Annotated in this window: 10 protein-coding genes; 9 read left to right on the forward strand and 1 reads right to left on the reverse strand. The window is 48.1% G+C overall.

Translation table 11 applies throughout. The features are described from left to right. Positions 1-234: 234 nt before the first annotated feature. The 4 genes from VIM72_RS05645 (at position 235) to VIM72_RS05660 (ending at position 7,456) form a co-directional block, all read left to right on the forward strand. A complete protein-coding gene (locus VIM72_RS05645; RefSeq protein ID WP_332001894.1) occupies positions 235-1,395 on the forward strand; it encodes a FecR family protein in 1,161 nt (386 codons plus the stop codon). A gap of 236 nt (positions 1,396-1,631) precedes the next feature. Then, entirely contained in the window at positions 1,632-4,928 is a 3,297-nt protein-coding gene (locus VIM72_RS05650; protein WP_332001895.1) for a SusC/RagA family TonB-linked outer membrane protein, read from the forward strand. 21 nt (positions 4,929-4,949) lie between these two features. After that, positions 4,950-6,317 carry a RagB/SusD family nutrient uptake outer membrane protein gene (locus tag VIM72_RS05655; protein ID WP_332001896.1) on the forward strand — a complete coding sequence of 456 codons (1,368 nt, stop codon included), beginning with the start codon at positions 4,950-4,952 and terminating at the stop codon, positions 6,315-6,317. A gap of 17 nt (positions 6,318-6,334) precedes the next feature. Further along, positions 6,335-7,456, forward strand: a complete 1,122-nt coding sequence (locus tag VIM72_RS05660) for a TlpA disulfide reductase family protein (protein WP_332001897.1) — start codon at positions 6,335-6,337, stop codon at positions 7,454-7,456. A gap of 112 nt (positions 7,457-7,568) precedes the next feature. On the opposite strand, the gene VIM72_RS05665 is transcribed toward VIM72_RS05660, so the two are convergent. Beyond that, a complete protein-coding gene (locus VIM72_RS05665; RefSeq protein WP_332001898.1) occupies positions 7,569-8,366 on the reverse strand; it encodes an SDR family oxidoreductase in 798 nt (265 codons plus the stop codon). 159 nt (positions 8,367-8,525) lie between these two features. Between VIM72_RS05665 and VIM72_RS05670 the strand changes: the two genes are divergently transcribed. From VIM72_RS05670 to VIM72_RS05690, 5 genes are all read left to right on the forward strand, one after another. Next, positions 8,526-8,885 (forward strand): helix-turn-helix domain-containing protein, encoded by a 360-nt coding sequence (locus tag VIM72_RS05670; protein ID WP_332001899.1) that lies wholly within the window; start codon positions 8,526-8,528, stop codon positions 8,883-8,885. A 579-nt stretch (positions 8,886-9,464) separates the two neighbouring features. Further along, positions 9,465-11,900 (forward strand): hypothetical protein, encoded by a 2,436-nt coding sequence (locus VIM72_RS05675; protein ID WP_332001900.1) that lies wholly within the window; start codon positions 9,465-9,467, stop codon positions 11,898-11,900. A gap of 3 nt (positions 11,901-11,903) precedes the next feature. Continuing rightward, on the forward strand, positions 11,904-13,004 hold the full coding sequence (locus VIM72_RS05680) for a hypothetical protein (RefSeq protein ID WP_332001901.1): 1,101 nt from the start codon (positions 11,904-11,906) through the stop codon (positions 13,002-13,004). Then, complete coding sequence (locus VIM72_RS05685; protein WP_332001902.1) at positions 13,004-13,537, forward strand: hypothetical protein; 534 nt, start codon at positions 13,004-13,006, stop codon at positions 13,535-13,537. Before VIM72_RS05680 ends, VIM72_RS05685 begins: the two co-directional genes overlap by 1 nt. A gap of 86 nt (positions 13,538-13,623) precedes the next feature. After that, positions 13,624-17,294: hypothetical protein (locus VIM72_RS05690; RefSeq protein ID WP_332001903.1), on the forward strand; the 3,671-nt coding region annotated here is incomplete at its 3' end.

Consider the following 17,294-nt stretch of genomic DNA (forward strand, 5'->3'; position numbering starts at 1 on the left):
CACGATGATATCGCTCACCGGTTAAACATCTCCCGGGAAACGGTCAAAAAACATATGATGGCTGCACTCAGCTCGGTAAAACAATACCTGCAGGAAAACGGCAATGCCATTGGCTTGCTGGCTATTTGCCTGCTGGAAGTCCGCCGCTGAATATTTTTTTTCCTCAACTACCCCTCTTTTCTCTCCCGGTTGTCAGTAGTGAAATAGGACCACTTTATCTTACAAACCACCAATATGCATAGAGCAAGATGGAAATATTTGCTGCACCGGTTTTATGAACAGACCGCCTCTCCGGAAGAGCAGGCCGATTTAATGGCCGCCTTACGGGAGGGATCACCTGATGAAGTAATACTGGATGAACTGATAGCAAAGCACCGTACGGATGCAACCTTACCCGCTACGGAGGCAGATGCGCTTTATCATCATATCCTGGCGCAGTTGCCTGCTGCGCCCCCACAGGTAAAACAATTGCCTGCCCGCAAATGGTGGTGGGCAGCTGCGGCAACAGGTCTGTTCCTGCTGGGAGGCGCCACTTATTTTATAAACCATCAAAGGCAGCCGCCATCACAGTTGGCTGTGAAAGCAGATGTACCGCCGGGTACCAACAAAGCGGTGCTCACGTTGGCAGATGGCACACAGGTAGCGCTCGACAGCAGCGGCCGGCAGGTGATACAACAGGGGAATACTGCCGTGAGCCAGCAGGCGGGGGAACTGCGCTATGAGGTGAAAGCCGGCGGCAGTGAGGTGAGTTATAATGTACTTACTACGCCACGCGGAGGCCAGTTCAGGTTAGTGCTGCCGGATAATTCGGCAGTATGGCTGAATGCTGCTTCCTCTATCCGTTATCCTACCGCTTTTGCCGGTAAAGAACGTTTGGTAACCGTTACCGGAGAAGCTTACTTTGAAGTAGCGCCGGCGCCGGGGCAACCATTCCGTGTGAACCTGCCGGCAGGTGTTTCCGTGGAAGTACTGGGAACCCGTTTTAACGTGAACGCTTATACGGAGGAAGGTTCCATCCGCACTACGCTTGCCAGTGGGAAAGTACAGGTTTGGAGAGGCAGTGATAAAATACTGCTGCAACCCGGGCAGCAGGCGCAGGCAGATCCCCGCGGGACAGCTGTAGTGGTGAAATCGCTTACCTCTGCAGGAGTGTCGCAGGTAATAGCCTGGAAGAATGGCATTTTTGATTTTGAGAAGATGGACCTGGAGCAGGTACTGCAACAGGTAGCACGCTGGTATGATGTGGAGGTGATCTACAAAGGGCCCGTGCCTCACCGCCTCTTTGGAGGGCAGCTGTCGAGGAACCTCCACCTCTCCGATATCGTGGAGGTAATGCGTATGATGAAAGTAAATGTACATATAGAAGAAGGAAAACGGCTGATAGTACAGCCGTAATAACAACAGGTTATACAGACGAAAACCGCCCCGGGGGCAACCGGAGCGGTTAGTAGCCTGGTTATTTTAAATAGCAAAGTCTGGGTAAGACTCATTATTAATCAACCATTAACTATTGCAAAAGTATGCAAATTTATGCGCTTTGTAAGGGCCATCCCATGCCTGGCCCTTCGGGAAGTTCCAAAAAATCAACCAGCGGAACCACAACCAGTTCCCTGGCTAAAATCATCCGGGTTATGCGATTCACCGCTTATCTCCTGTTAGTTTGCTGTTTGCATGTATCTGCGAAAGTGGAGTCGCAAACAATGACGCTGAATGCTAATAACATTCCATTGAACCAGGTTTTTTCAGAGATCCGGCAGCAAACCGGGTACCTCGTTTTCTACGACCTGGAACTGATCAAATCCACTCCGCTGGTATCGGTGGCGGTGAAAGATATTCCGCTGGAAGCCTTTCTCACAGGGGTGTTGAAAGACCGCTCACTGGTATACACCATCCGTGATAAGAATATTATTATCCGGGAGAAGGAAACCATTCCTGAAGCTACTCCCAATCAGGGCCCTGCTACGGGTGTTATTATTGCCTCAGATGGCACGCCACTACCCGGCGCCAACATCCGGGTGAAAGGCACTTCGGATTATGTAAGCACCGATGCCTCGGGTAAGTTTTCCATAAAAGCCAAACCCGGCGAAATATTGCTGATCACCTTTATCGGGTTTCAGTCGAGGGAAGTAACAGTACCGCCTTCGGGCTCCTCCATGCGCATTGTATTGGAAGCTTCCATAAGCGCGCTCGATGAAAAAGTAGTGCAGGCATATGGTCTTACTTCCAAACGTATTTCTACCAGCAACATCGACAAAGTAACAGGCAAAGAGCTGAACCAGGCGCCGGTATCCAACGTACTGGCGGCCCTGCAGGGCCGTACGCCGGGTGTGATCATTACCCAAACCACCGGCGTGCCCGGAGCAGGCTTTAAAGTGGAGATCCGTGGCCGTACGCAGGTCGACAAATACAACAGCGCCAGCAATGAGCCGCTTTTTATACTCGATGGTATTCCGCTGGCAGCGAATAACGCCAATATCAACCTGCTGCAATCTGCCATCTCCGCGTACAGCAGCACGGGCCTGAGCCCTATCAACAGTATCAATATGTCGGATATTGAAAGTATAGAGATCCTGAAAGATGCAGACGCCACTGCTATCTACGGCAGCCGCGGGGCCAATGGCGTGGTGCTGATTACCACCCGCCGCGGTAAGGCAGGCGCCACCCGTTTCAATATCAATGTTACTTCCGGCGGTAGCCGCGCTAAGCTGCCCAACCTCCTCAGTACAAAAGACTATGTGGCCATGCGCAACGAAGCATTCGCCAACGATAACAAAGTAAAAACCATTGCCAACGCATACGACCTGCTGGTATGGGATACCACCCGCGATAACAACCTGACCAGGCAACTGATCGGAGGTACTGCTACTACTACCAATGCACAGGCTTCCGTTTCCGGCGGCTCCGAGCTGGTGCAATACCTGGCAGGCGGGGGATATTACAGGGAAACGGATGTGTATCCCGGCAAATTCCCTAACACCAGGGCTTCAGGACAGTTAAGCCTGAACACCCGTTCCGCCGACCGTAAATTCAACGGCGCCTTTCGCGCAAATTATTCTTCCAGTAAAAATACCACCAGCAGCAGGGACCTGGCAGGTTCTGTTACCCTGCCACCCAATTATGCGCTTTATGATTCGGCCGGGGGATTGATGTGGAATGAAAAAGGCATTACCATGGATAACCCGCTCGCCTATATGCTGCAGAAATATACGGCTACCACGGAAAGCCTGATGGCCGATGCGCTGGTGTCTTATCTCGTAGCACCAGGACTTACCATCCGCAGCAGCATCGGCTATAACAACATGACGGTAAATGAACTGAGCCTGGTACCTAAAACCGCGCAGAATCCCCAAACACAGGACCTCACAGGAAGGGCCTCCTTTGGTAACAACAGTTTTAAAAGCTGGATAGTGGAACCACAGGCGGAATATGCCACTACCTTTGGAAAAAACCGCCTGGATATCCTTGCAGGCGCTACTTACCAGAGCCAGCAAAACAATGGCTATAGTTTTACTGTGAAAGGATATACCAGCGATGAATTCCTGGGATCTATGGTGGGTATTCCCGCCAATGCATTTATAAGCCCTTCCAGCATTTCAAGTGAATATAAATACCAGGCATTTTTTGGCCGTGTTAATTATAATTATGACGATAAATATATCCTGAACTTTTCCGGCAGGAGAGATGGCTCCAGCCGTTTCGGGCCCAATTACCGCTTCTCCAATTTTGGTGCAGTAGGCGGTGCATGGCTCATTTCCAGCGAGCCATTCATGCAGGCGCTCCCGGTAGTGAGCTTTGCTAAATTACGCGCCAGTTATGGTATTACCGGCAATGATAAGATCGGTGATTATAAATACCTGGATGCTTATACCTCCTATATCTTTTATCCCACGTATGGCAATCAGACAGCTTTTACTCCTTCCGCCTTATTTAAGCCCGACCTGCACTGGGAAAAGAACCTCAAACTGGAAGTAGCGCTGGAAACAGGTTTTCTGAAAGACAGGATCCTGTTCTCCGCCGCCTGGTACCGGAACCACTCCAGTGATCCGCTGGTACAGTACCCACTGCCGGGTATAACCGGCTTCAGTACCATCACGGCCAATCTTGCCGGCGTACTGGTACAGAATAAAGGATTTGAGTTTACATTTACCAGCAATAATATCCGCACTAAAAACTTTGAATGGATTACTCATTTCAATCTCACGGTTCCGGATAATAAATTGCTGCGCTTCGACGGACTGGATCAAACTTCCTATGCTTCCTCTTACCAGATAGGCAGGTCGCTGAACCTGGTGTACATTGCCAAATACGCCGGCATTGATCCCAATACCGGTTTGTATACCGTTGAAGATCTTAATAAGAACGGCACTTTCCAGGTAAGCGCCAGTACAGCAGGCGGTGATCTGCAACCAGTGTTTGATACAGATCCGCAGTACTATGGGGGTATGACCAACACCATCCGTTTTAAACGCATCACGCTCGATTTCCTGTTACAGTTCACCAAACAGATGGGTGTAAACTGGATGTCGTACATGACTTCCGGTTTTACGTTTATACCTGCAGGCGGTATGCAGAACCTGCCTTATGCAGCAATGGATACCTGGAAACACCCCGGTGATGATGCTGCTTTTCAGAAGCTGGTAACGGCCAACAGCGGGGCGTCTAACTCCCTGTATGGATGGAACGCAGCCTATTATTCTGACCTCCGTTATGGTGATGCATCTTTCCTGCGCCTGAAAAATATCTCCCTTTCCTATGAGCTGCCATCAGCATGGCTGAAGAAGGCGAAGATCAGTAGCTTAAGGGTATACGGCCTTGCCCAGAACCTGCTCACCTGGACGCCCATGAAAGTGGTGGATCCTGAAACAGCATGGCTGAACAGGCTGCCGCCTTTGCGTACTATCACTGCAGGTGTACAGGTAGGTTTCTAAATCATTTTAACAGCGAATAACATGAACATTAATTCTTCCTATAAACTTTTGTTGGCGATGTTGATGCTGGGAGTTTCCTGCAATAAATTTGTAGACGTAGCGCTCCCCAACAGCCAGATAAGCACCGCTGCCGCTTTTGCCGACGATGAAAAAGCGAATTCCTCGATGCGTGGTATTTATGCCAGTACCCAGAACGTATGGGGCAGCGGCCCTTTCAGTGGTGTGCTCTCTTCCTGCCTGGGGCTCGCCTCCGATGAGCTGAGATCTGTTTCCTATAACGACGATAACCAGGCATTCGTAGATAATAATCTGACCGCCGCTTCCAGTGGTGTGAGCACTATCTGGTCGGGGTTGTATAATACGCTGTACCAGGTGAATGTACTGCTGGAAAATGTAAAAGCAGCGCCTGGTGTAAGTGCCCCGGTGAAACAACAATTGTTGGGAGAAGCCCATTTTCTCCGCGCTTATTGTTACTTCTACCTGGTGAACTCATTTGGAGATGTGCCCATGCCGGTAACTTCTGATTACCGCGTGAACGCCCTGCTGCCACGTACTCCCACAGATAAGGTATATGAGCTTATACTCAGCGACCTGGCTTATGCGCAGGAGAATGCCGGCGCCGCATATACAGAGGCAGGGAAACGGATCCGCGCAAACAAATGGACAGCCACCGCTTTACTGGCCAGGGTACAATTATACCGTAAGAACTGGGCGGAAGCCGAAATGCAGGCTACGGCTGTAATAGGCGCCGGTCCTTATACGATGGATTCACTGAACAACGTATTCCTGCTTACATCAAAAGAAGCGATCTTCCAGTTTGCCAATGCAGGTACCAATAATTACACCATGGAAGGCAGCCGTATGACCGGCAGTATCACAAATCCCAGTTATCGCTTTACTGCCTGGCTGAGGGCCGCATTTGAAACCGGGGACCAGCGGCTCACGGCATGGACGGTGAAAGCCTCCAACGGAGATACCGCCTATTATAAATATAAAGCAGTGAACACCGGTACCACTGAAGCAGTAGTGATGTTCCGCCTCGCAGAGCAGTACCTGATCCGCGCAGAAGCCCGGGCGCAGCAGAACAGGCTGGCCGACGCCATTGCCGACCTGGATGTAATACGTAAACGTGCAGGTCTTTCCCTGGTGGCTGATCTAAACCCCGGCATTGCGAAAGAAGCACTGTTACAGATGATCTATAAGGAAAGGATGACAGAGCTGTTTGGTGAACAGGGGCACCGCTGGTTTGATGTGAAACGCACCGGGCAGGCCGATGCATTATACAGCGTCCGTAAAACGCGGTGGCGCAAAGAGGCTATCCTGCTGCCCATTCCTTTGGGCGACAGGCAAAAGAATCCAAATCTTACACAGAACGAAGGTTACGAATAAACAACTAAAAACATCTCATGAAAAATATTTTAAGTGCGCTGATATTATTCCCCGGTTTTGCAATGGCCCAGCAACATGCTTTTCACCTGAAAGGAGAAGTGAAGGAATGGAAAGGAAAAGATTCCGTGTTTATCCATTATTTTATGGATAATAAACAGGTAACAGATTCCACGGTAGCGATAGATGGACGGTTTGAGTTTAAAGGAAGTATCAGTCAGCCTGCATTAACATATATTTCCCTGCAAAAACCCGTTAAGCCAACAGAGATCCGTGATAATTACCGCTTCTACCTGGAAGAAGGCAATATAGTGCTTCGGGCAAAGGATTCGCTTCGTAACAGCATCATCACTTCCGGGAAAGTGAATGCTGATTACCAGGCGCTGGAAACGGATATTGGCCCAACAATTAAGCGCCTGGTAGCTATCAGGACAACAGCAATGGCCACCCCGCCGGAGCAGCGTAAAACGCCCGAATTTGCAGAACTGGAAAAGGAATACCTTACCTGCATGGATTCTATGGAAGCGGTACGTATACGGTTTGTTAAAGCGCATCCGGCTTCATTTATATCGCTCGAAGCGCTGAATACGATTGCCGGCAACACCATGCAGTTCCAGAAAACAGCGCCGTTGTTTGAAAAACTGTCGCCCGCTGTGAAGCAAACGCCATTGGGAAAAGATTTTGCCAGTCGCCTGGAAACGGCAAAGAAAACAATAACCGGCGTAGTGATGCCTTCTTTCACCTCTCTGGACACCGCGCGTAAGGAAGTGCACCTGAAAGAAGTGGTGCAGCATGCAAAAGTGACCCTGGTCGATTTCTGGGCCAGCTGGTGCTCACCCTGCCGCGCTGAAAATCCTAATGTTGTGAAAGCATTTAACGCGTTCCATGAGAAAGGCTTTGACATCATCAGTGTATCGCTGGATGATAACGCCGCCCGCTGGAAAGCAGCTATTATCAAGGATGGTATGCCCTGGCATCATGTTTCAGGTTTAAAAAAGTGGGATGAACCGGTAGCGAAGTTTTTTGGTATCCAGGGGATTCCTGATAATTTTCTGCTTGATGAACAGGGGAGGGTGATTGCGCGTGGATTGAAAGGAGCGGAGTTGTATAATAAGATCGAAGAATTGCTGGCGAAGAAGTAGGATATTTTTTAGCTTTTTTTTTCTTAGAATAAAAAAGGTGTCTCAATTTACTGTTGAGACACCTTTTCGTTTTCTTGTGCCTGGTAGAGGCGAAGTCATGAACCGGGATTAGTTAGTTAACTACCGGGAAATTTCCTCCATCGATCACGAGATTTGCGCCGGTGATATAAGAGGCAGCGGGGGTAACAAGGAAGTAGATCAGTTCAGCCGTTTCTTCCGGGGCGGCCATTCTTCCCAACGGTACGCCGCCAACTCTTTGAAAAAGTTTTTCAGTCATTTCCTCCACAGTAATACCTGCCTGCTTTGCATAATCCTCCAAAAACGCGGTCATCGCATCCGTTTTATTTAAACCAGGAGATACCGTTACCACTCTCACGCCTTTATGGGCTACCTCTGTAGCCAACGCTTTACTATAGGTGTTTAATGCTGATTTTGCGGCGCTATAAGCCATGGTGGACTCCCAGAGCGGAAACTGGCTACTGGTAGAGGATATGTGGATGATCACACCGCTTTTTTGTTCCAGCATTCCGGGGAGTAGCGCCCTGTCCAGGCGAACAGAAGAAAGCAGGTTCACCTGCAGGGCCTGGCTCCAGTGTTCGTCGGTCAGGGTGCTAAATCCTCCACCTGGATATGTGTTTGCTCCCATGTTATTGATCAGTATATCTATGCGCCCGAATTGCTCATTAATGATGTTGGCTACTTTGTTCACCTCTTCAGCCTGTGATAAGTCTGCTGCAATGAAGGTATAAGTAGGAGGTTGTTCATCCGGCTGATTCCGGGCGGTGACAATAACAGTTGCTCCTGCGCGCTCCAGTCTTTTAACAATAGCTTTACCAATTCCTTTTGTTCCTCCTGTCACCAGGGCGATTTTACCTTGTAACGCCCCATTGGTTGTTTGTTTAGTTTCCATGCTGTTTTTTTAATTACGTGATGATCGTTTACCAAAAAATAGATTTACTTTAGTTTCATAAAGTAACTAAAACTGTTGCTTGTGATTATCCTCACAACACTAATTGGCAGTAACGTTTATGTAACTAAAGGCCAAAAAGTGGTAACATTCACGTAACCAATGAAGAAGTTCGAAACACATACATCTACCTGCCCGATTGTTCATACCATGACCTATATTGGCGGAAAGTGGAAACCCATTATCCTGGGACGGTTGGTAAATGGGGCTGTTCGGTTTGGAAAGCTGGCGGCACAAATACCGGATATATCACGTAAGATATTAACCGAACAACTAAAGGAGTTAGAGGAAGATGGATTGATTATCCGGCACAGCTATAATGAGAAGCCGCCACGTGTTGAATATGAACTGAGCGGGATCGGTCAGACGGTTATGCCTGTTTTGAAGGCTATGACAGAGCTGGGGAGCAGAATGCACGAAGCTATAACCGAACATAAACGCAATGTGACAAGAGCCCATTGATCTCTTTTTTAACTACGCACATACAATACGTTGCCCCTCACTACTTTTATACCATGAATGATGCAGTTAACTCTTTTCAAGTAACTTTTTTACACAAACGTGTTATTGAAGCCTTCGGCTATGTGAGTATCTTGTGGCAAATTAGAGTCGTTTAAGTGGAAGCCCACTGATTTTGTTTGTCCTTATTGCGTCTATTCGAGATTTTTCAAATACTGTACCATGAAACATTTACTGTTAATCCTTCGTAATGTCTGTGAAATGCCTGCTTTTGCCCAGGTACCCGTTAGCATATCAAAAGATGCCAGGGACTTACAATACAAAGAACTTATTACCCGGAATACCATCAGCTTCCCTTTTCAGGCCCATACCTGCGGAACATATCGTATAGCCCATCGGGTTATAGCGGTAGCCGGATCATGATAAGAAAATGTAAACACTAATTTATATACTGTCTGCCGGAAGGCGGTGGTAACCTGTGTGCCGTTAATGCCCGGTTGCGACGGTACGGTTATCAGACGGATTGCCCAGGCCCGGCTCATTTTTAACACGCACTCATTTCTCAGGAAAACTGATATACCTATGAGTAATTCATTAAGAACTGTTCCCCTTTTATTTTTTATCATCCTGCTACCGGCGGCAGCTGTTGCACAACAGGTATATAACACGCTGCTCAGGACCAATCCGGTTTTACAAACGGCATTGATCGATTCCCTGAACAGTAAGGCGGCAGGCATAAGCCATCCAGGGAAATTAGGGGCTCATTTAAATGATACTGCGCGCCAGCTTTTTTACAAACATGTGAATGCAGTGTATGGCCCCAGGCAGTTACAACAGCTAAGCCGCAGCTATGGAATGTTTGGCGATTCCGCTAAAATATCTTCCTATGTGGCCGGTAAGCTCAGGGGATTTTATGCGCTCAGGAACGAGGTGGATGCAACCGCTTTTATGAAAGCAGGCGCTTATAGCAATCGTTTTAAATTACTGTCTGGCAGCGCTTTTTATGATAACACACCCGGGGCCGTACTTAAATCAGGCATGGGGGTACAGCTGGAAGATATGGTGGTGATAGGCAATATCCCGGTGAATATTGTTTATAACAGCCTGGCAGGAACATCGCCGTTTGATAAAGCGCTGATGGGACAGCAGCTGAAGAAGTTTTCCTTTGACAAAGAGGCCTATATGCAAAGGATGAACGGGTACCTGGATAAAACCTATGATCTCAGGAAGTATTTCCTGGGCGATATTGATGTAACAAGCGCCGTTAAATCTTTTGCCTCGCAACAGCTCACTGACATACAGGATGAAATGAAGGCGATAGCAGATCCGCTGCAGGCATCTGCCTTTAATCATCTTACCTCCCCGGAGCAATTGATCTACCTGGACAGCAGCCAGATAAAACAGTTGTTATTAAATGATAAAACCCTGCAGCTTACGGAGGCAGACCTGAAAGGAGATATGCGTTCCGGTATGGATTCCATCTCCGCCCATGGGAAAACTGTGATGGCCGCCCGGCATTACCTGGGCAGGATTGAAACATTAAAAGCCTCGGTAGCGCAGGGATTACAGGCCAGGCAAACTTTATCGGCCCAACACCAGGCTACAGGAAGTATACAGCAACAGGTAAATGATCCCGAAACACAGAAAAACAATATAAAGGAACTGTTGCCCCTCAATTTCCTGCAACGGCTGTTACTCCAGGCAAAGAGCCTGAACCTCGGTAATATCGCAGCCAGCGGCAGCAAGGGTGGTGTACAGGACCTCTTTATGTCGGGCGTACAGGGCTCGTTTCTGAATAAGGGTAATTTTCTCATGATGGGACTTGGAACTACCCGGCAGGGAGGAGATCTGAAAGATCAGTCGTTTAATTCCTCCCTTGATCCCGGCGCATACAGTATGCAGTTCCTGCAGATGGGTAAAGGAGATATCAATGCGCCGCATAGCCATGTAGCATTGATGAATGCCAATACAAAAAATAAGGACTACCGGCAATTCAATGCCTCCAGCCTGAAACGGAACATTTTTGTAGGCGCTTTTTCTGAGAAGATAGACCTGGGTGAATACGGAAGTATTACGGCCGACATCTCAAAGTCGAACAACGAATTTAATAATGCCGCAACAGGCAACAGCGCCGCGCTTTCCTCCAAAACCGCTGCCTTTACCCTGCTGAACGATTTCTGGCAAACGGTTTCCGTTGGAATGGACTACAGCGGGGAATGGAAAGCCCAACAGTTATCACAGCGGGTTTATTTCAATTATTCAGGTCTTGCCTACACTAATCCCGGATCGCCTGGCGGTAGCCGGGGAACGGTACGCTATGGTCTGAATGTAAGAAGGTACTGGAATAAGCGGAAAGTTATGGTGGGCTTCAGAACGGATATGCAGGATATGAACACTTCTGCAACAGATGCTTCCGGGTGGAGGAACAGGCAGTACACGCTGGATACCCGTATAAAAGTAAAGAAGAACTTTTCCCTTTCGGCCCGTATGGGACAATCGACGATGAAAAGCACCGGGGAGAGACTGTCTGAAACAGGATACCTGAACCGGCAGATCAGCGTTTCCTCGCAACTGAGTGGAAAGCTGTTTTCGCTGACGCAGAACAACAACGTTAGTTTCGGTTTGCAGCAAATGGATATTCTGCCTATGAAAAGCCTGCTGGTGAATCTGAATGTGAATCACAGTATGGTGATCAGTTCGCATGTGCTTACGGTTTCCCTGTTCTATAATAAAGACGTGAAAGACCAGGCGCTCTATGGTAACCTGTTTACCGCGGAAACCGGCTGGAGTTACCAGTTAGGTAAGATCTGGTCATGTACCAGCGGTATTAATTACCTCGACAATAAAGACGTGGTGCGGCAGGTAGGCATTCGCCAAACCGTTAGCGCATCATTAATGGAGCGGCTGCAGGTAAGTGTGTATGCCGATTGCAGGAAGCAATTGATGAACACACCGCAGAATTATCTCTTTGGCAACATCAGCACCCAGCTGGCTTTAAATTACCAATTGAACAGATAGTATATGAAGAGGCTTACATATTTGATAATAGGATGTTTACTGCTGATGTTTACACAGGCAGCAGCCCAGGTATCGTTTGTATTCCTGCCGGAAGTACAGGGGAGAACAATGGATGGTCTTTTCCAGGCGAGGATTGCCGGTCCCGCCTCGCAAAGGATGGTAGCCAGTTTGCGGATAACGGTAACTGCCGCTAAAGAAGGGCAGGTAGTGACTATAAAAACCAAACCATTTGAAGTGAAGCCAGGGGTGAATCCCCTGCCTCCCGGGTTGATCGCCGGCGCCGGTATTAATTTCGGTAATGGTAAAATTGCTGCGGTAGTCCGCCAGTCGGGCTTTTTCACAGAAGGTGATTATGAATATTGTTTTGAGCTGGTAGATGAAAACGGGCACTCGGGGGAGTCGCTGGCCATGCAATGCTTCGATTATTACCTCCAGCCTTTTTCCCCACTGATCCTTACCAGTCCTGCTGATGAAGATGCTATCTGCGATAAAAGACCTTCCCTCTACTGGCAACCGTTGTTACCCGCTGTTCCGGGCATGCAGTACCGGCTGATCCTGACGGAACTTAAGCAGGGACAAGCCAAAGCGGAAGCCCTGCGTTACAATTTCCCCGTCATCAACCAGCAATACATAAATATGCCTATGCTGTTTTTCCCACCTTCCGCCAGGGCATTGGAAGAAGGGCATGAATATGTATGGCAGGTAACGGCTTACAGGGGAGATATGATCCTGGTGAATTCCGAGATGTGGTCGTTCAAAGTGAAGTGCGAGGACAGCGCCAAACCCGTTACCCCTGAGAGCTTCCGCGACATTAAAGACCTGGAGAAAGGTAACTTCTATGTGGCACGTGGTAAGGTAATGTTTGCCCTGCAGAATATTTATGCGAAAACCACCCTGCAGTATCATATCACCGGCATCACGGATCCTAAGAAAGCAATAAAAAAGCTCCCGGAAGTGAAACTGGAACACGGCAACAATCATGTGGTAATAGATATTTCAGAGAACAGGGCATTTGTGGATGGATATTATTACCAGCTAACGGTGAAGCTGCCGGACGGCGAAGAAAAGCAACTTAGATTTCTCTACAAAAGCGAAACAGAATAATGAGAAAGGTCTTGAATATAACAGGGGTGATGCTGTTGTTGATCTGTGCCTGTCGACAAGCCGGTACCGGTCTTAAAGCCATTATGGATGACCCGGCGAGCGGGTTGCACCAGGAAAAGCGTGTAGGCAGTACCGTAGTGTCTTTCACTTATTTGCCCGAATGCTGGGAACGTGTAAACGGGCGTCATGAAGGCGCAGGTGCAGAGGAAATGTGTTTTAAGGTAAATGTGCTTTCTCCTGGTAATGGCGCCGGCATGGCAAAGAAAGATGCGCAGGGCGCCAGCTACGGACTGGATTCCGTTTTCCAGCTGGTGCTCAATCATGATACATTGGCTCCTTTGCAGGCCCAGCGGATTGCCAACGGTAATATGAAAGGAATTGAATACCTGGTCATCTTCGAGCGACGGCCGCTGAGAAGCGTGCAAACCGCCGCATTTATCTATAAAGACTGGTTATTTACTTCTACCAGGTTAGTATTCCCGCTACAAAAAAATTATCTCCAGAAATCTGACTCTATAAGCTGCAGGTTATGATTATTCAAAATATAAAGATTAAAAAGGCGCTGGCATTTTTTTTCCTGTTTCTCCTCACTGGGGAGATATTGTTACCCCTTCGTTCCATGGCCCTCACATCAGGACCAGCGCAACCGGAGCACAAACAGTTTGCGCCCTATGGCACAAACGATATGGTAGACCTGTTTTCAGGGGCATTCAAATACAACATCCCCTTACTGGATGTTGACGGCTATCCTGTTAACCTGAATTACGCCTCCGGTGTTGGTATTGACGATGAAGCCAGCTGGGTAGGACTTGGCTGGAACCTCAACGTGGGCGCCGTTAACCGGCAGCTGCGCGGGGTGCCGGACGATTTTGCCGGGGATAGCATTGCGACTACGCATTATACGGCCGACAAAATTACATATGGTGGAAGAGGTACGGTAAGACTGGAACTGAAAGGCACTGACATGGCGAAAATCTCGGGATCTATTTCCGTGGGTATTTTTAGTGATACTTACACTGGTATGGGGGCGGAATTTGGTGTAAATGCCGGTTTGAGTTTGGGAGATGTGAACAGCGGATATCTTACCGGCGGACTGAATGTTGGCGTTAACTCAAATACCAGCAGCGGTGTAAGCGTTTTCGGAGGCTTATCTATGAACGCTCATATGACGGGTAGCAGCACCAGCTTATCAGGTGTTTCTGCAAATCTCAGTTACAATACCCGGGAAGGTTATAAAGAATTGGCGTTGTCAAAAACTTTTGCTCCCGGAGAACTGGCCCCGGGAGTTGGCGTTACCTATTCTTATAACACGCCGCCGTTTAGCCCCAGGATTGGCTTTGGCTACAAATCTTCCAACCAATCCTATTCCATCACCATAGGAGCACATGCGTTTACCATTTTTGGCGGAGGCGGGCTTACAGGATACATGAGCAAACAATCCCTGCTTACCAATAAACTGATGACCCCTGAGTATGGTTATTTGTACGCCGACAGGGGAACAAAGGATGCACGTGCCGTGATGGATTTTTTGCGCGAGAAAGATAACCCGGTTATTCCAGGTTTGCCTAACCTGGCAGTTCCGGTGAGTACGCCCGATGTGTTCTCCTATACCAATCAGGCTGGCAGCGGGCAGTTCCGCCTGCAGCGTGGCAATACCGGGGTGGTGTTTGATCCAAAGGCAGAAGACCAGTCGGGCAATTTTTCTATAGGGGCGGATTTTGGGTACGGAGGATATTTTCATGGTGGGGTAGCTATTTATGATCAGAATGTGACCAATGTTACCAGGAAATGGACTACAGATAATACGATTCTTACCAACCTAGACCATGCCGACCCATCAAACGTGATGGAAGAGCAGGCCTATTTTAAAATGATGGGAGAGCAAACTGCAGAAGATGCAGGGTATGTGAGTAGTGTGCAGGGTGAGAAAATGGTAGCGGTAAAAATTAACGAAAGGACTTCAAAAAATGCCTTGCACGATAAATATGGGAACGAATACCTAATAGGTAAATTAAAGAAAACCGGCCGCCAGCTGAGAAATTCGCCGGTAACCTATCTTACTGCCGGTGAGGCCATGCTTACTGCTAATAACAACAGTTATAAGTCGTACAAATTTTATGATACTACATTAACTACACCCCCGGCTTGCGGGCCTGAAGTAACAAATACTTTTTACAGGACAGACGCTGTCAGGAAAAAGCATCACATTTCAGAAATTACAGTCACTGAAAACGATGGCAAAAGGGCAGTATATGGCTTGCCGGTGTATAACCTGCAGCAGGATGAATTTACATTTGCGGTGGATCCAACCCATAAAAGCAATGCAGCAGATACTTCGAGAAACCTGATAGGACTGGATATTGACAGTGACGGAGAAATAGCGCATAATTTTGGCAGGGACAAATATTACAAGCATGAAAAGCAGCCGCCCTATGCATCTTCTTACCTGCTCACGGCTATATTAAGCCCGGATTATGTGGATGTTACCAACAACGGCATAACTGATGATGATCTTGGTACCGCGGTAAAGTTTAATTATTCCAAAGTACAAGGCGATTACGGATGGCGCGCCCCGTTGGAACCCGGTAAAGCACTGTATAACCGGGGATTGAATGCAGATAGCGAGGATGATAAAGGAAGCGTGATCTATGGTAAAAAGGAAATATGGTATCTCAGCTCTATAGAAACCAAAACTAAAATTGCTTATTTTCTTACATCTGAAAGGACAGATGCACTTGGTGTCAGCGATGTGTATGGCCATCGTGAGAATGCCGTTAAGCAACGCAGACTGGAAGAGATACGATTATATTCCAAAAGTGACCTAACCCGGCCTATTAAGACGGTTCACCTGGATTATGATTACAAACTGTGCCCTAACGTGGCAAATAATAGCCTGGTAGGAGGAGGTAAGAATACCTTGAGAAGGGTATATTTCACTTATGCTTCTTCCAATAAAGGAAAGTATCACTCCTATGAATTTGATTATGATTACAACCAGGCGTACGACTATTTAGCTACCGACCGTTGGGGTGTTTTTAAAACACCGCGTAGTGGTCCGGGTAGTATGCGGAATGATGAGTTCCCCTATACTAAACAGGATCAGACCACTGCCAACAATAATGCGCGCCTGTGGAACCTCAACAGGATAACCCTGCCTACAGGTGGGAAGATCGAGGTGGATTACGAATCCGGTGATTACGCCTATGTGCAGGACCGGAAAGCCATGCAGATGGTAGATATCAGGGCCTTTATTACCGATAGTCTTGGTAACGCCACCAGTAACCTGAAAGATGCGCATGGTATAAAGATTCCTACTCCAGGCCCTTTACGGGGAGCAAACGATGCCGCTATTCTTCAGAATTTTGTAAATGATTACCTGAATGGGCGAAATGATTTTTATGCGCGGATCAATGTGAATGTTACGGATAACCCTAACGCAACAGGCGATACCTCTTTTGACAATATTTCCTGCTATGGCGAGGTGGTAAAGGTTAAGAACAATGCAGATGGCACCACCAATGTGATTTTTAAGGATCTCTCTGAAGGAGGGGTAACAGCCAATCCATTTATCATGGCTGCCTGGCAGAAGATGAGGCTGGAATACCCTAAATATGCATACCCGGGGTTTGAAGACAGGATACAGGATGAACCGGGGATAGAGCGGGCCTTAACAGCCCTGGTAAATGCCATCGGGAATTTAAGTGAGTTAAGAAAGAATTTTAATGAACGTGCGAGGGACAATGGTTTTGCCAATAAATTCAACCTCGGTAAAAGCTTTGCCCGCGTGGTAAAAGCGGATGGTATTAAGCTCGGCGGGCCGCCGCGGGTAAGAAGAATACGCATGTTCGATGGCTGGAATGCTATGAGCGGTAGCACGGCTCCCGAGGCAGCATATGGGCAGCTGTATGAATACCGGACCACCAATGCCTCCGGTCAAACCATCAGCAGCGGGGTGGCATCTTATGAACCGTCTATCGGGCCGGATGAAAACCCCATGCGGATGCCGGTGCCTTACAGCCAGGAATCAAAAGGCACGCTTACCAATTATTTCTACCTGGAAGAGCCTTTTGGAGAAAGCCTGTTCCCGGCGCCGCAAATAGGATACAGTAATGTAATTATCCGCGACCTGGATGCAGCGGGAAATGCTGACGCCCAAAAGAACACGGGTTGGATCCAGCAGGAGTTTTATACTGCAAAGGATTATCCTGTCATAACTGAAGTACAGGCACGCCCGGATGTAGAGCGGAAGGGCCCTGCCGGATGGGCTAATTTTGCGGGCGGCAACCAGGT

The sequence above is a fragment of the Chitinophaga sp. genome (assembly GCF_036569185.1).
Lineage (GTDB): Bacteria > Bacteroidota > Bacteroidia > Chitinophagales > Chitinophagaceae > Chitinophaga.

What these genes read in the sequence shown, in the direction of transcription:
- VIM72_RS05645 (WP_332001894.1), top strand. Translation starts at nt 235, where the DNA reads ATGCATAGAGCAAGATGGAAATATTTGCTGCACCGGTTTTATGAACAG.
- VIM72_RS05655 (WP_332001896.1), top strand. Translation starts at nt 4,950, where the DNA reads ATGAACATTAATTCTTCCTATAAACTTTTGTTGGCGATGTTGATGCTG.
- VIM72_RS05685 (WP_332001902.1), top strand. Translation starts at nt 13,004, where the DNA reads ATGAGAAAGGTCTTGAATATAACAGGGGTGATGCTGTTGTTGATCTGT.
- VIM72_RS05665 (WP_332001898.1), bottom strand. Translation starts at nt 8,366, where the DNA reads ATGGAAACTAAACAAACAACCAATGGGGCGTTACAAGGTAAAATCGCC.
- VIM72_RS05675 (WP_332001900.1), top strand. Translation starts at nt 9,465, where the DNA reads ATGAGTAATTCATTAAGAACTGTTCCCCTTTTATTTTTTATCATCCTG.
- VIM72_RS05670 (WP_332001899.1), top strand. Translation starts at nt 8,526, where the DNA reads ATGAAGAAGTTCGAAACACATACATCTACCTGCCCGATTGTTCATACC.
- VIM72_RS05650 (WP_332001895.1), top strand. Translation starts at nt 1,632, where the DNA reads ATGCGATTCACCGCTTATCTCCTGTTAGTTTGCTGTTTGCATGTATCT.
- VIM72_RS05660 (WP_332001897.1), top strand. Translation starts at nt 6,335, where the DNA reads ATGAAAAATATTTTAAGTGCGCTGATATTATTCCCCGGTTTTGCAATG.
- VIM72_RS05680 (WP_332001901.1), top strand. Translation starts at nt 11,904, where the DNA reads ATGAAGAGGCTTACATATTTGATAATAGGATGTTTACTGCTGATGTTT.